15 protein-coding genes are annotated in these 14,285 nt (G+C 61.4%); 7 read left to right on the forward strand and 8 right to left on the reverse strand.

What is annotated here, in order from left to right:
* Positions 1-111: 111 nt before the first annotated feature.
* The 3 genes from ACW5XC_RS10805 to nudE form a co-directional block, all read right to left on the reverse strand.
* A complete protein-coding gene (locus ACW5XC_RS10805; RefSeq protein ID WP_042053271.1) occupies positions 112-1,383 on the reverse strand; it encodes an aromatic amino acid transport family protein in 1,272 nt (423 codons plus the stop codon).
* A 437-nt stretch (positions 1,384-1,820) separates the two neighbouring features.
* Complete coding sequence (gene cysQ, locus ACW5XC_RS10810) at positions 1,821-2,633, reverse strand: 3'(2'),5'-bisphosphate nucleotidase CysQ (RefSeq protein ID WP_042053272.1); 813 nt, start codon at positions 2,631-2,633, stop codon at positions 1,821-1,823.
* Positions 2,634-2,670: 37 nt separating this feature from the next.
* Positions 2,671-3,279: an ADP compounds hydrolase NudE gene (gene nudE, locus ACW5XC_RS10815; protein WP_042053273.1), complete on the reverse strand. Its 609-nt coding sequence runs from the start codon at positions 3,277-3,279 to the stop codon at positions 2,671-2,673.
* 144 nt (positions 3,280-3,423) lie between these two features.
* Between nudE and yrfG the strand changes: the two genes are divergently transcribed.
* The gene (yrfG, locus tag ACW5XC_RS10820; protein WP_042053275.1) at positions 3,424-4,104 is read left to right on the forward strand and encodes a GMP/IMP nucleotidase; all 681 of its coding nucleotides are present in this window, start codon (positions 3,424-3,426) and stop codon (positions 4,102-4,104) included.
* An 85-nt stretch (positions 4,105-4,189) separates the two neighbouring features.
* On the opposite strand, the gene ACW5XC_RS10825 is transcribed toward yrfG, so the two are convergent.
* The 4 genes from ACW5XC_RS10825 to ACW5XC_RS10840 all read right to left on the reverse strand — a co-directional run bounded on the left by ACW5XC_RS10825 (position 4,190) and on the right by ACW5XC_RS10840 (position 6,790).
* Complete coding sequence (locus ACW5XC_RS10825; RefSeq protein WP_005340264.1) at positions 4,190-4,402, reverse strand: hypothetical protein; 213 nt, start codon at positions 4,400-4,402, stop codon at positions 4,190-4,192.
* A 113-nt stretch (positions 4,403-4,515) separates the two neighbouring features.
* Entirely contained in the window at positions 4,516-4,854 is a 339-nt protein-coding gene (locus ACW5XC_RS10830; RefSeq protein WP_042053276.1) for a DUF1294 domain-containing protein, read from the reverse strand.
* Entirely contained in the window at positions 4,851-5,441 is a 591-nt protein-coding gene (locus ACW5XC_RS10835) for a sugar O-acetyltransferase (RefSeq protein WP_042053277.1), read from the reverse strand. The genes ACW5XC_RS10830 and ACW5XC_RS10835 overlap by 4 nt, the downstream gene beginning before the upstream one ends.
* Before the next feature lie 86 nt (positions 5,442-5,527).
* Positions 5,528-6,790, reverse strand: a complete 1,263-nt coding sequence (locus ACW5XC_RS10840) for an MgtC/SapB family protein (RefSeq protein ID WP_042053278.1) — start codon at positions 6,788-6,790, stop codon at positions 5,528-5,530.
* A 217-nt stretch (positions 6,791-7,007) separates the two neighbouring features.
* On the opposite strand from ACW5XC_RS10840, the gene ACW5XC_RS10845 reads away from it, so the two are divergent.
* The 6 genes from ACW5XC_RS10845 to cbl all read left to right on the forward strand — a co-directional run bounded on the left by ACW5XC_RS10845 (position 7,008) and on the right by cbl (position 12,793).
* A complete protein-coding gene (locus ACW5XC_RS10845; RefSeq protein WP_042053279.1) occupies positions 7,008-8,009 on the forward strand; it encodes a sulfate ABC transporter substrate-binding protein in 1,002 nt (333 codons plus the stop codon).
* A 62-nt stretch (positions 8,010-8,071) separates the two neighbouring features.
* Entirely contained in the window at positions 8,072-8,653 is a 582-nt protein-coding gene (locus tag ACW5XC_RS10850) for an RBBP9/YdeN family alpha/beta hydrolase (protein WP_041209034.1), read from the forward strand.
* A gap of 252 nt (positions 8,654-8,905) precedes the next feature.
* On the forward strand, positions 8,906-9,745 hold the full coding sequence (gene cysT / locus ACW5XC_RS10855) for a sulfate ABC transporter permease subunit CysT (protein ID WP_040067348.1): 840 nt from the start codon (positions 8,906-8,908) through the stop codon (positions 9,743-9,745).
* Complete coding sequence (gene cysW / locus ACW5XC_RS10860; RefSeq protein ID WP_042053280.1) at positions 9,742-10,632, forward strand: sulfate ABC transporter permease subunit CysW; 891 nt, start codon at positions 9,742-9,744, stop codon at positions 10,630-10,632. The genes cysT and cysW overlap by 4 nt, the downstream gene beginning before the upstream one ends.
* Before the next feature lie 22 nt (positions 10,633-10,654).
* Positions 10,655-11,722 (forward strand): sulfate/molybdate ABC transporter ATP-binding protein, encoded by a 1,068-nt coding sequence (locus ACW5XC_RS10865; protein ID WP_042053281.1) that lies wholly within the window; start codon positions 10,655-10,657, stop codon positions 11,720-11,722.
* A 123-nt stretch (positions 11,723-11,845) separates the two neighbouring features.
* A complete protein-coding gene (cbl, locus tag ACW5XC_RS10870) occupies positions 11,846-12,793 on the forward strand; it encodes an HTH-type transcriptional regulator Cbl (RefSeq protein WP_040096707.1) in 948 nt (315 codons plus the stop codon).
* Between the two features lie 58 nt (positions 12,794-12,851).
* Here the strand turns inward: cbl and gbpA are convergent, their stop codons facing one another.
* Entirely contained in the window at positions 12,852-14,273 is a 1,422-nt protein-coding gene (gene gbpA / locus ACW5XC_RS10875) for an N-acetylglucosamine-binding protein GbpA (protein ID WP_042053282.1), read from the reverse strand.
* Between the last annotated feature and the right edge of the window lie 12 nt (positions 14,274-14,285).

The following is a 14,285-nucleotide window of genomic DNA, read 5'->3' on the forward strand; positions in this document are numbered from 1 at the left end:
TCCCGGCGCAGGCGTGGGACACCGGCGCATGGGGGGGCTGAGCTCCCCCCCGAACCCCGTCATGCGCGGCGACCCAAGGTCGCCTCTCTTTTTGTTTTCTGCTGCGAGTCGTTACTTCAACAGGCTGAAGATCAGCGCCGATACCGCCAGCGAACCGGTCAGCAGGATAAAGCCGTTGGTCCAGCCGTGACGGAAGCGGGCCAGCGCCTCCACCTTGTAGATTGCAATCACCGGCATGATAAACAGGATCATGGCGATGACCGGGCCGGAGAGGGTCTCCATCAGCCCCAGAATGCCCGGGTTGATGACGGCGGCCCCCCAGATAGAGAAGAACATCAGGGCGATACCGACTTTGTCCGCCTTGGCCAGCGGCAGGCCGGTAGGCTTGGCGATCAGGCTTTTCAGGCTTTCACGGGCACCGAGGAAGTGGCCAAGGAAGGAGGAGCTGATGGCGATAAAGGCGATGAGCGGTCCCAGAGTCACGATCACCGGGTTATCGGTGATGTTGGCGAGATAGGAGAGCACAGAGACGTTCTGGGCCTTGGCTTCAGCCAGCTGGGCTGGCGAGAGGCTCAGCACGCAGGAGAAGACGAAGAACAGCACGAAGCCCACCAGCATTACTGTGGTGTTGCGCAGGATCAGGCCGCTCTTGGCTTCTGCCTGCTCGCCATATTCACGGCGCTGCACGTTGGCAAAGCCGGAGATGGCGGCGGCGTGGCTGAAGGCGAACACGGTGACCGGCAGCGCCAGCCAGACGGTGTTGAGGAAGCTGACCCCTTCAAACGCCGTCACTTCCGGCCATTGCCACTGAGGGATCAGGTAGCAGGAGAGGGCCGCCAGAATGGCCGCCAGCGGATAGACCATAAAGGCGAAGGCGCGCAGCATCGCTTTCTCACCCGCCAGCATCACGGCGATCATGGCAAACACCAGCACGCCGGAGAGCATCACCCGATCCGGGGTCGTCATGCCGAGCTGGTTGACCATAAAGCTCTCTACCGTGTTGGTCAGCCCGACCCCGTAGATGAGCAGGATCGGGAAGATGGAGAGGAAGTAGAGCGCCGAGATAAGGCGACCGGCCATCTTGCCGAAGTGCTCCTCCGCCACTTCGGTGAAGTCGGCGTGGGGGCGTGACGATGAGAGCACGAAGCGCGCCAGTCCGCGGTGGGCCAGGAAGGTCATGGGACCTGCCAGTACAGCGACGATGACGAGAGGCCAGATGCCGCCCAGACCCAGATTGATAGGCAGGAACAGGATACCGGCCCCAACGGCGGTGCCAAACAGACTGATGACCCAGTGGGTGTCGTGACGGCGCCAGCGGGTGGTGCTGGACGTGGTGGAGCAGGAACCGGATAGCTCCTTGGTAGCCTCTACAGATAAACTCATTACTAATTCACTTTTTGTTAGTGTTTTAATCTGAGTTCATTGTGGTTTATCGGGATTTAATTCTCAAAAAGCGAGACTGAAACATATCACTGCCATTGCGGGGTTTAGCCAGCGAGATTGGGAATGGAATCTGGATCGCAGAATGAAACAAAACTGATATTGGTGATTTTTGTGAAATATAAAACCAAAATTTGATCTACTATCATTTTTTTATTTTGGCTAACCAGGTGTTTTCAGAATTACGTGAAAAATCGCACCATTTCTCGCCGACCGATTGTGATGTTTCACTATCATTTTGCCGCTTTGCCAGCGTATCACGCTGTTCAAGAGCGCCTTGACCAGCGGATCACACCGGCCATCACCCGGGGCAACTTCCCTGAAAAAGCAGGCGGCCATCGGGCCGCCTGCTTGTCTGGTGTGATGATATCGCTACTCGTCTAGTGGGCCAGAATGCTACCCCAGGCGAGATCCGGATCCCCCATCACGATAAAGTCAGGGTTCTCCAGCGACTCGGTTTCGTTGTAACTGAGTGGCTGCAACGCCAGGCTGAGGATACGGCCACCGGCTGCCTCGACGATGCACTGGGCGGCGGCGGTGTCCCACTCGCCGGTGGGGCCGAGTCGCACGTAGCAATCGGCCGCTCCTTCCGCCACCAGACAGGATTTGAGGGAGCTGGAACCAAGCGGGATCAGCTCGTAGTTGATGGCCGGGTTGAGGCGGCGGGTGAGGTTCTCCAGCTTCTGGCGGCGGCTGATGGCGACCACCAGCGAGTCGGGCTGGTCATGCTCGTGATGCATGGCGCTGATGGGCAGTACCTCGCCATTCACCTCTTTGAAGGCGCCGTAGCCGCGCACCGCCCAGTAGAGCACGTTGGACTCGGGAGCATAGATGACCCCGAGCACCGGCACATTGTCCCGCACCAGGGCGATCAGGGTGGCGAAATCGCCGCTACCCGCGATAAATTCGCCAGTGCCGTCGAGGGGGTCCACCAGCCAGTACTGCCGCCAGTTGGATCGCTGGCTGAAGGGGATGTCGGCTGCCTCTTCGGTCAGCACGGGAACGTGGGGAGTGAGCGCCGACAGCGCCTGTTTGAGGTAGGCATCGGCAGCAAGATCGGCACTGGTGACCGGGGTGGCATCCTCCTTCAGCTGACGCTCGAACTGACCGCCGTGATAGATGTCGTGAAGGATCCTTCCGGCTTCGCGGGCAATCTCCTTGACCCCCGGCACCCAGGCCAACAACTCCTGCATCTCGTTATCCTCTGTCTGTTAACTGCCCGTCTGCGGGCTACTCTGCCTGCTCCGCCAGCCACTTTTGGGCCAGGAGCAGGGCACTGATGCTGCGCGACTCGGTGAAGTCGGGTCGCGCCAGCAATTCGTCGATCCGGTTGAGTGGCCAGGGGATCACTTCCAGCGGTTCGGGCTCGTCGCCGATCCGCTGCTCGGGGAAGAGATCCCGCGCCAGCAAAATATCCATCCGGCTGGAGAAGTAACCGGGCGCCAGCGACACCTGTTTGAGCAGGGTCAGGCTGTTGGCGCCAAAGCCCGCCTCCTCCATCAGCTCCCGGTTGCCCGCCTCGAAGGCATCTTCGCCCGGGTCGATCAGCCCCTTGGGAAAGCCCAGCTCGTAGGAGTGGGTGCCTGCGGCATACTCGCGCACCAGCAGCAGGGTGCGGGCATCGAACAGCGGCACCACCATGACGGCGCCACGATTGCCGCCGCGCATCCGCTCGTAGACCCGCTCTTCGCCGTTGGAGAATTTGAGGTGTAGCGACTCCACCTTGAACAGTCGGCTCTCGGCGACGATATCGGCCTTGAGGATCTCCGGCTTGCTCTTGGGGTGATCCAGTTGGTCGGCTGAGATGTGCTCGGGTTTGCTCTTGTGGGGGTCGCTCATCGGACGCTGGCTGCTCGTTAAAAAATCGTGCTTCAAGAGTAAACGACTCTCACACCGAACACCACGGGCCAGGGATGACAAAGGGGGAGGAAAAATCCGTTATACTGCCGCCCCGTTTTCCGAGATCCGCGATCAAGAGGCCCGATGCCACACTCCCGCTCCACCACCTTGCCCTGGCACCAGATTGATACCGTCTTGCTCGATATGGATGGCACCCTGATCGATCTGCATTTTGACAATCACCTCTGGCAGCAGCTGGTGCCGGAGCGTTACGCCGAGCGGCTCGGTCTGCCGCTGGATGAAGCCAAAGCGCAGATCGATGTCCACTATCACGCCGTCAACGGCACCCTCAACTGGTACTGCGTGGATTACTGGAGCGAGACCCTGGGACTCGATATTCGCGCCCTCAAGCAGGAGCTGCTGGCGAAGATCCAGTGGCGTCCCCACGCCATCCCCTTTCTGGCCGAGCTGCGCGCCGCGGGCAAGCAGCTGGTGCTTTTCACCAATGCCCACCCCGCCAGTCTATCGGTGAAGGATGCGCAGCTGGGACTAAGCAACCATCTGGATCTGATGGTGAGTACCCACGAGCTGGGCTGGTCGAAGGAGAGCCAGCACTGCTGGCAGGCACTGGCTGAGCGGCTGGCGTTCGATCCGGCCCGTACCCTGTTTGTGGATGACAGCGAGCGGATCCTGCGGGCCGCCGCCGACTATGGCATCGGCTATCAGCTGGCGATCCAGAATCCGGATAGCTGCAAGCCGGAGCAGAGCATCACCGCTTTTCCGGCGATCCGCGATTATGCGGAGTTGCTGCCGCTGGCTATCTGAATTTGCTGAAACGAAAGAGGGCTGCATCATGCAGCCCTCTTTCTTTGATTTGAATTTTGGTTATCTGACGCCTGATGGCGAAAAATCACAGCTCCCGAAACGGGCGCCGCTTCTCCTCTTCGATGACGATCGCCTCCAGATTGGCGATCCGCTCCTGCAATTCTCTGATGATCATATCCTGCTTGCCGAGGCGGTCGGTGATGCGGGCATCCCCCATCTGATAGCGGGCCCGCTTGCCGAGATATCCGAACAATACGCTGATAAATACGATCAGGACTATGCCTGTCCACATGGTCATGTCACGACTCCTTGTCGTCTATAAACGGCGAAAACGCTGATGGATCCGTTCTGTTTTCTCACAGCCGCCAATTGGCCGCAATGGGGCCCGTTTCGCCTTTGTGATGCAGTTGGCTATTGCTGCCAGAGCGGCCGCCCGACCCAGAGCGCCCACAGGGTGAGGTGTAGCAGCACGATAAACCAGAAGACCAGCCGGTAGCTGCGCTTCTGGGTCTTGTGGCGCAGCCACTGGCGGGCCACCAGTGCCCCCGGCCAGCCGCCGCACAGCTCCAGCAGGTGCAGGCGAGATTCGGGAATGCGCCACTCACCCCGTACCGCCTGCCGCTTGTCCCAGGCGTAGGCGGCCACCGTGAGCAGGCTCATGGTGAGCAACACGGCCAGCGGCCACCACTGCTGTTCGCCTAGGCCGAGCCAGAGGGCGGCGCCCAGTGGCAGCAGCACCAGCGCCATCATTGGGCCAACTCCCAGCAGCGCTCCTCGTCCTGCTTGAGGGTGCGGATCACCTTGGCCGGATTGCCCACCGCCACCGAGTCAGCCGGGATGTCTCGGGTGACCACGGCGCCGGCACCTATGATGGAGCGCGGCCCTATGGTGACGCCGGGGCAGATGATGGCGCCGCCGCCAATCCAGCAGTCGTCACCGATCCGCACCGGCTTGTTGTAGGCGGTCCAGTTGCGTCGCTCCAGATAGTTCATGGTGTGGGTGGCGGTGTAGATCTGCACGTTGGGGGCCAGCAGCACATGGCTGCCGATGTGCACTTCGCCCACGTCGAGAATGGTGACGTTGAAGTTGAAGAAGGTCTTCTCGCCGATATGAATGTTGCGGCCAAACTCGCAGGTAAACGGCGTGCTGATCCAGCAGGAGTCGGGGCAGTGGCCAAACAGTTCGTGGCAGATCTGCTGGCGCAGAGGGGCATCTCCTGCAGGTGAACCATTGAGCCGAGCCAGCAGCGCCTGACCGCGGATCCGGTCGTTGGCTATCTCCTCGCTCTGGCTATCCAGTGCCCCGCCTGCCAGTACCTTGTCCCAGTCGCTCGCCATTGCTACCTCCTCATGCTGCAAGAGCAGGCAGTATACGTGACTGTCAGGGGCGCCGTCAGTCTGCCACTTGTTGCAGGTGATCCCCGTCAACCTGCGGGCCAGACGAGGGGCAGGATCAGCAGGGCCGAGACGAAGTAGGGGAGCAATACCCGCAGCCCGAGACTGCGCCCGCCGATGCCGAGGGCCAGCAGCCCCTTCACCAGCGAGTTGACCAGACCGGCCAGCAGGATGCCGCGGGCCGCCACCTCCAGCGCCAGCTCCTTGTGGGAGAGCTGGGAGAGCGACAAGGTGATGGCATCCACGTCGGTGATCCCTGAAACCAGCGACAGCAGATAGACCCCCGAGTTGCCTACCTTGTCTTGCAGCAGAGTTGCCATAAAGCCGATCAGCGCCAACAGCAGGCCGAACTTGATGGCGGTGGCCAGATCGAGCGGGTTGCTGGTTTCCGGCTGTACCGGGCCGTCTGTCAGCTCCTCGCGCTGGCGCCAGAACCAGAAGGCAAAGCCGTACACCGTGGTCGCCAGCAACACGAGCGGGGCGGCGAGGCGCATCGCCAGCTCGCTGTGAATCAGCAGCACCAGTACCAGCAGCCGCAGCCACATGGTGGCCCCCGCCAGCAGGATGCCGGTGGCCAGCAGTCGCTCCAGCCCCCCCTGCTCCTTGTTGAGACGGGCGAACTGCAGGGTAAGGGCGGTGGAGGAGGCCAATCCCGCCAGTATGCTGGTGAGCACCAGTCCGGCGCGGGTGCCGAGCAGGCGTACCGCGAAGTGGCCACAAAACGAGATGCCGGCGATCACCACCACCATCAGCCAGATCTTGAAGGGGTTGAAGGCATCGAGAGGGCCCATCTCCTCGTTGGGCAGTACCGGCAGCAGTACCAGCGAGATGAGCAGAAAGCGCAGGGTGGCGTGAAACTCGGTCTCGCTGAGAAACAGCATCCCCTGCTGGATCTTGCCCTTGAGCCCCATCAGCAGGGCGGCCAGCACGGCGCAGGCCACCGCTTCGCTCGGGCTCAGCAGCACCGACATAAGCCCCAGCAAATAGGTGAGCAGCATAGCTACCGAACTGGTGAGACCGAACTCCCCTTGCCAGCGCTGGGCCAGCCAGACCGAGAGGCCGCAGCCGATCACCACCGCCAGCAGGCCGAGCAGCGGCAGCCAAGGGCCCAGGGTCGGCAGCAGCAAACCGCACACCCCGCCAAGCAGGCCGATGAGGCCGTAGGTCCGCATCCCGGCGATGCGCTGGTTATCCCCCAGCTGGCGCACCTGCCAGCCCCGCTCCAGCCCGATGATAAGGCCGATGGCCAGCGAGACCAGGGCTCCGTTGACCGGTTCTGCATTGATCCACATAACGACTTCCTTTTCGTCATCTGCCTGCCTTGTTCCCATGATGGCACAGCGAGCAAGGGGCCAGAGGGGCATGGCTCACAGAGTCTGCGTCCGGCTTCCGGTGCGGGTGGCTGAGTTGATATGAGCAAAAGAGATAAGCAAAGAGTTATTTCTTTCTTCTGGGCATAACAACTCCACGGCATGCTGTTCTCAACCCAACAAGATATGGAGTATCACCATGAAACTGCGAATGACCGCCCTGACCCTGCTCTCTCTGCTGGCATTTGGCCAGGCCAATGCCGCCGAGATCCGCCTGCTCAACGTCTCTTACGATCCGACCCGCGAGCTGTTTCAGGAGTACAACGCCGCCTTTGCCAAGGAGTGGAAGGCCAAAACCGGTGACGACGTGGTGGTGAGCCAGTCTCACGGTGGCTCCGGCAAGCAGGCCCGCGCCGTGGTGGATGGACTGGAGGCCGACGTGGTATCGCTGGCGCTGGCCTACGATGTCAACGCCATCGCCAAGGAGGGGCTGACCGCTGCCGACTGGCAGAGTCGCCTCGGCAACAACGCCTCGCCCTATACCTCCACCATTGTCTTCCTGGTGCGCAAGGGCAATCCCAAGCAGATCAAGGATTGGGATGATCTGGTGCGCAAGGATGTCGCCATCGTGACTCCCAACCCCAAGACCTCCGGCGGGGCACGCTGGAACTATCTGGCCGCCTGGGGGTATGCCCTGAAGAAGAGCGGCAGTGAAGAGGGGGCCAAGCAGTTTGTTGGCGATCTATTCAAGAACGTGAAGGTGCTGGACTCAGGCGCCCGCGGTGCCACCACCAGCTTTACTGAGCGCGGTCTCGGTGACGTGCTGCTAGCGTGGGAGAACGAAGCCCTGCTGGTGCTTGGTCAGGCGGGTGCCAGCGACAAGTTCGAGCTGGTGGTGCCTTCGGTCTCCATTCTGGCGGAGCCGCCGGTCGCGGTGGTGGACAAGGTGGCCAAGAAGCACGGTACCGAAGCGGTGGCCAAGGCCTATCTCGATTATCTCTACTCTGACGAGGGGCAGCATATCGTCGCCAAACATCACTATCGCCCCAGCAACCCGGCAATCCTGAAAGAGACCGCAGATCAGTTCCCCAAGCTGGCACTCTTTACGGTCAAGGATATCGAGGGGAACTGGGATAAAGCCCAGAAGAAACACTTCGCACAGGGCGGTCTGTTTGACCAGATCTACCAACCCGGTGGCTGAGGCAGATAACTCCGTTTAACCCCTTTGAACTGGCCCCTGTGCCAGCCGATAGGAGCACCAAGATGAACAAGATCCTCCTGGTTCCCGGTCTGCACAACAGTGGGCCGGATCACTGGCAAAGTCGCTGGCACGAGCACTTTCCCTACTGGCAGAGGATGACGGGTCTGCCATGGGAGAAACCGGACCTCACGGTCTGGAGTGCCAAGCTGGCGAGCAAGTTGAGAAGTCGCCGCAGTCGGGTCCATCTGGTGGCCCACTCTTTCGGTGCCCTGACCGCCATCGCGGCAGCCAGATTGCAGCCGGAAAAGGTTGCCTCGCTCTTTCTGGTGGCACCGGCTGACCCAGCCCGTTTCGGGATTGTCGATGAACGGCTGGAAGGGCCGTTGCAAGTCTCCGCCCAGCTGGTGGCCAGTCGCAACGATCCCTGGATGAGTTTCGAGCGGGCCGAATACTGGAGTCGCCAGTGGCAGGTGCCCCTGTTCGACGCCGGCAACGCGGGCCATATCAATGCCCAGTCCGGCCATGGCGACTGGCATCAGGGGTTGGAACTGCTTGGCTCTCTCTATCGCCGGGCCGAGCTGGTGGTTGCTCCGCAAGCGGCTTCGGCTATCAGAACTGTTGTTGTCTCTGCCATCGGCCCTTAACCAATGGCGGGATATGTTATCGGGTGAGCTGTTGCGAACCCTGCTCTTTGAATGTTGCGCTCCGTATTGCTCCATTTCTTAGGTCTTTTATTTATATAAAAGACCTTTTTTTATTTGGAGTGCGCCAAGAGCCTTGTGACTCTGCGGTTAGACAAAAAAGTGATTAGCAAAGTCGCAATTGATGTTTGTTGCCGATGAGGGGAGTGCGCAGAATCACCATATCGAAAATTCTTCATAACAAATGGATGTGTTATGCGATTTGGTTCTTATTCTGTCCTGCCCGGTTTTGGCCCCACCTTGGGGTTCAGCCTGCTCTATCTGGGCCTGCTGGTGCTGTTGCCGCTCTCGGCCCTGGTGCTGTTTGCGATCAACAACCTGACCGCCGCCGAGTTCTGGCAGGTGATAGGTTCACCCCGGGTGCTCGCCTCCTTTCGCCTGAGCTTCGGGGCGGCCTTTGTCGCTGCGCTGCTCAACAGCCTGTTTGGCCTGATCCTGGCCTGGATCCTGGTGCGCTACACCTTCCCCGGTCGTCGTCTGGTGGATGCGCTGATCGACCTGCCATTTGCCATGCCGACCGCCGTTTCCGGCATCGCCCTGTGCGCCATCTTCGCCCCCAACGGCTGGATCGGCCAGTTGCTGGCGCCGCTCGGCATTCAGCTCGCCTACAACCCTATCGGGGTGGTCATCGCACTCACCTTTATCGGATTGCCGTTTGTGGTGCGTACCCTGCAGCCGGTGCTGCGGGAGGCTGAAACCGAGCAAGAGGAGGCGGCCGCCAGCCTCGGCGCCGATCGCTGGCAGACCTTTCTGCGAGTGCTCTGGCCCACCCTGGTGCCTGCCCTGCTGACCGGTTTTGCGCTGGCGTTTGCCCGCGGGGTGGGGGAGTACGGCTCCGTCATCTTCATCGCCGGCAACCTGCCGATGGTCTCGGAAATCGCGCCGCTGATGATCATGAGCCACCTGGAGGAGTATGACTACGCCGGTGCCTCCGCCATCGCAGTGGTGATGCTGCTGATCTCATTCATTTTGTTACTGCTAATCAACAAGTTGCAGGCCTGGAGCTGGTCTCGCATCGGAGGGAGCCGGATATGAGTTCATCTGCTATCGCCATTGAGGCGGCCTCTGTAGAGGCGACCCCCGCTCGCAAGGCACCGGTCGTGATCCGTGAACCTCAGTGGGTCAAGTGGCTGCTCATCACGGTCGGTTTGGGCTGGTTTGCCGCCCTGTTGCTGCTGCCGTTGGCCACCGTCTTTATTCAGGCGCTGACGCCGGGGCTCGCCTTCTTCTGGCACGCCATCAGCGAGCCGGATGCTCTGAGCGCCCTCGGTCTCACCGCGCTGGTGACCCTCTGTGCGGTTCCACTCAATCTGCTGTTCGGGATCGCGGCGGCCTGGGCCATCGCCCGTTTCCGCTTCCCCGGTCGGCAGCTGCTCATCACCATCATCGATCTGCCCTTCTCGGTGTCGCCGGTGATCGCCGGTCTGATGCTGGTGTTGATGTTCGGCAGCCGCGGCTGGTTCGGTGACTGGCTGAGCGAACATGACATCAAGATCATCTTCGCCACCCCGGGGATCATCCTGGCCACCACCTTCATTACCGTACCCTTCGTGGTGCGCGAGCTGCTGCCCCAGATGGAGGCGCGCGGCCCGGAAGAGGAAGAAGCCGCCATCATGTTGGGGGCGAGCGGTCTGCAGATGTTCTGGCGCATCACCCTTCCCGGCATTCGCTGGAGCCTGATGTACGGCCTGCTGCTCTGTACCGCCCGCGCGGTCGGGGAGTTTGGCGCGGTGTCGGTAGTTTCCGGTCATATTCGCGGCCAGACCAATACCCTGCCGCTGCATATCGAGATCCTCTACAACGAGTACCAGACCGGCGCCGCCTTCGCGGTGGCAAGCCTCTTGGCTCTGTTCGGGATCTTCACCCTGCTGGGGGAAACCCTGTTGGCCCGGCTGCGTGCCCAGCCCACCAAATCTCACTGATCACCGTTTTAAAGAGGCAGCCATGAGCATTCAGGTTCAACAACTCAACAAGCATTTCAATCAGTACGCGGCGCTGGCAGACATCAACCTCGACTTTCACGACGGTGAGCTGGTGGCGCTGCTCGGTCCCTCCGGCTGTGGCAAGACCACGTTGCTGCGGATCATCGCCGGGCTGGAGCAGGCCGACAGTGGCAGCGTCATCATCCGCGGTGAGGACGCCTCGGATCTCCATGTGCGCGAGCGTAACGTCGGCTTCGTGTTCCAGCACTACGCCCTGTTTCGCCATATGACAGTCTTCGAGAACGTGGCGTTTGGCCTTAGGGTCAAACCGCGCAGTGAACGCCCGGCCGAGGCGGCCATTCGTGCCCGGGTCAAAGAGCTGCTGGATCTGGTGCAGCTCAGCCATGTGGCCGAGCGCTATCCGACCCAGCTCTCCGGCGGTCAGCGTCAGCGGGTCGCGCTGGCTCGCGCGCTGGCGGTGCAGCCCAAGGTACTGCTCTTGGACGAGCCCTTCGGGGCCCTCGATGCGCAGGTGCGCAAGGAGCTGCGTCGCTGGCTGCGCGAGCTGCACGACGAGCTGCACGTCACCAGTCTGTTCGTGACTCACGATCAGGAAGAGGCGCTGGAGGTAGCGGATCGGGTGGTGCTGATGAATGCCGGACGGGTCGAGCAGATCGGCACCCCGGCCGAGGTCTACGACCAGCCCGCCAGCTCCTTCGTCCACAGCTTCCTTGGCAGCGTGAACCAGTTCCGCGGTCGGGTGGCGGAGCAGGGATTCGGTGTCGGCGAGCAACTGCTCGGCGGGCCGTCGGCTTCTCATCTGGCCCACGGCAGTGCCGCTATCGCCTATGTCCGTCCCCATGAACTGGAGATCTTGCCAGCCGATGCGCCGGGCGGGATCCGCGCCACCATTACCCGCCTGCTGCCCATGGGGCCGCGCATTCGGGTGGAGCTGCGCGGTGACGGTGAGACCAAAGGAGCTCACTATGAGGCGGAGCTGACCAAGGAGGCGGCCAAGCTGTTTGCCCCGGGTCAGGGGGTGAAGCTGGTGGCCAGACAGGCGCAGTTCTATCCCGACTATCAGATTTGATGCTGTGTTGCGGGCGGTGTGGCCGCCCGGTTCAGGCGCTCTGCCGGGGCATGATCCGGCCAAATAACAAAAATGAGAGGGGCGAGCAGATTGTGTCGCCCACTCTTCGCAGGAGGCGACAAGGTGAATTTTCAGCAGTTACGCATTATCCGGGAGGCAGCGCGGCGGGATTACAACCTGACCGAGGTGGCCAACGCCCTTTTTACCTCGCAATCCGGGGTGAGTCGCCATATCCGCGAGCTGGAAGAGGAGCTCGGTATCGAACTATTTATACGCTACGGCAAGCGGCTGCTCGGTATGACCGAGCCTGGCAAGGAGCTGCTGGTGATTGCCGAGCGCATTCTCAATGACGCCAACAACATCCGCAAACTGGCCAGCACCTTCGCCAACCGCGACTCGGGACGTTTACTGGTGGCGACCACCCATACTCAGGCCCGCTATGCCCTGCCGCGGGTGGTGAAGGCGTTTCGCGAGCAGTTCCCGCTGGTACAGTTGGAGCTGCGTCAGGGCAGCCCGGAGGAGATAGTGCGGCTGGTGCAGACCGGCGAGGTGGATATCGGCATCAGCAGCGAGCAGCTCGACAAGAGCGAAGGGGTGGTGGCATTCCCCTACTACCGCTGGCACCACAACATCGTGGTGCCCGAGCAACATCCGCTGGCAGGCGAGCGGGATCTGACGCTGGCGGCGCTGGCCAACTGGCCTATCGTCACCTATCAAGCCGGGTTGACCGGGCGGGTGCGGGTGGATGAAGCCTTTGCTGCGGCTGGCATCGAGCCGCAGATCCTGCTGACGGCGCAGGACTCCGATGTCATCAAGACCTATGTCGAGCTGGAGATGGGGGTCGGCATACTGGCCGACATGGCGTTCGACACCCAGCGCGATCAGGGGCTGGTGCAGCTCGATGGCAGCCATCTGTTTGCCCCCCACACCGCCTGGATTGGCCTCAAGCAGGGGCAGTTCCAGCACAACTTTGCCTGGCAGTTTATCCAGCTCTGCAACCCCGAGCTGGCGCTGGCGGATATTCAGGCCCGCGCCATGGGCAGCGAGCCCGCCCTCGACTTCCAGATTTGAATCGGAAGAGATGACAGAAGGGGAGCCAATGGCTCCCCTTTTGCTATCCGGTGGCGAGTTACTTCACTTCATCCCACGCCATTTGCCAGTGGGAGCCGATGCCCGGCTCGAACTGGGTGGCGGTGGTGGCCCACTGCACGCAGTAGCCGCTGTAGGGGAAGGGCTTGCACTGATAGACCTTGCCATTTTTCGGCTGCTGCACCTTGGTACCGGCGGTGTAGGACTTGATGTTGTTCGGGAAGACGAAGTCATATTCGCCGCTGCTCTGCTCCTTGAACATCAGATCCATGGTCTGCTGGATGGTCTCGCCGCCCGCTTTCGGAGTGGCCTTGATCACCAGCTGGTGGTGACCTGCCTTGAGTCCTTCCAGCGCCATGGTGAAGGTGTGGCTGCTGTCTTTGATATCTGCACTGCTTTCACCCTTGGCGACGCCGCCGTGGTCATAGAGGGTGCTGGTGACGGCCAGATCGCCCTGTGCGGTGACGGTGAAATCGAGGGTTGCCTTGCCGTTGTCCAGCACATAGTCGCTGGCCAGACCGCTGACGCTGATACTGTCCACCACCGGCGGTTGCTGCTGTTGCAGGTCAATCTCGACTCGATCCAGTTTGCTGTCTCGATGCAGATAGACGGGGTTCATGCCGTAGATCGGATTGAACTGGCCATCGGCTCCTTGCTGACCGGCGCGGATCAGGCTCTGTTCGGCGTTGATCTTGCTGGCGAGGGCATGAGCCCAGCTGTTCTTCTGGCCCTGCTCGGCGGTGGTGATGGTCAGTACGGTCTGCAGATCGGGGCGCTCGCCGTTGGCATCGAATACCCGGGTCATCGCCTTGTCACCCACCGCGAGGTCGATGGAGGGGTAGATGGTGCCTGCCTGGCTCCACTCCAGCGGCGGCTGGCTACCATCTTTGAACTTGGCATCGATGATGTTGTAGAAACTGTTGCTGGTGTCGCCCACTTCCCACACGCCGAGGATCACTTGATAACCGGTGCGCTCCGGCAGGATACAGTTATGGGTCACCTGCTTGGGCGGCTGCACCATGTTGCCGTCGATGACGCAGAAGGGGGTCAGGTCGAACGAGGCGCGGGTGAGCGGCTGGTTGGGGTTCCAGTCCTGCTTGGTGAGGTAGTAGCGCCAGTTGCGGGTGACGTGGTTTGCGGTGAATGTCCAGCTGATAGCGAAGGGACCGGGCTGTACTTCACGTTTGGTCCAGCGGTCGCTGGTCTGGATGTTCAGCTCGCTCCAGCGCGGGCTGCCCGCCGAGGCGATTTGTCCATCCTGCGGGCCGGTTTGCGGGAAACCTGATGGCCCCTCCACGCTCTGGGGCTCCCACTGCACGCCGCCACACTGGCTGTTGCCACCGGTTTTGCACAGGTAGTTGCGGCTCTCGGGCTGGCTGATGTAGCCGTGGGCCAGGGCGCTGCCGCTGGCCAGCAGAGCCAGCACCGCTGCGATGTGATTGAGTTGGATTTTTGCTGCCATACATTCCTCTGT

Source organism: Aeromonas sp. 25-AL00135 (genome assembly GCF_054052385.1).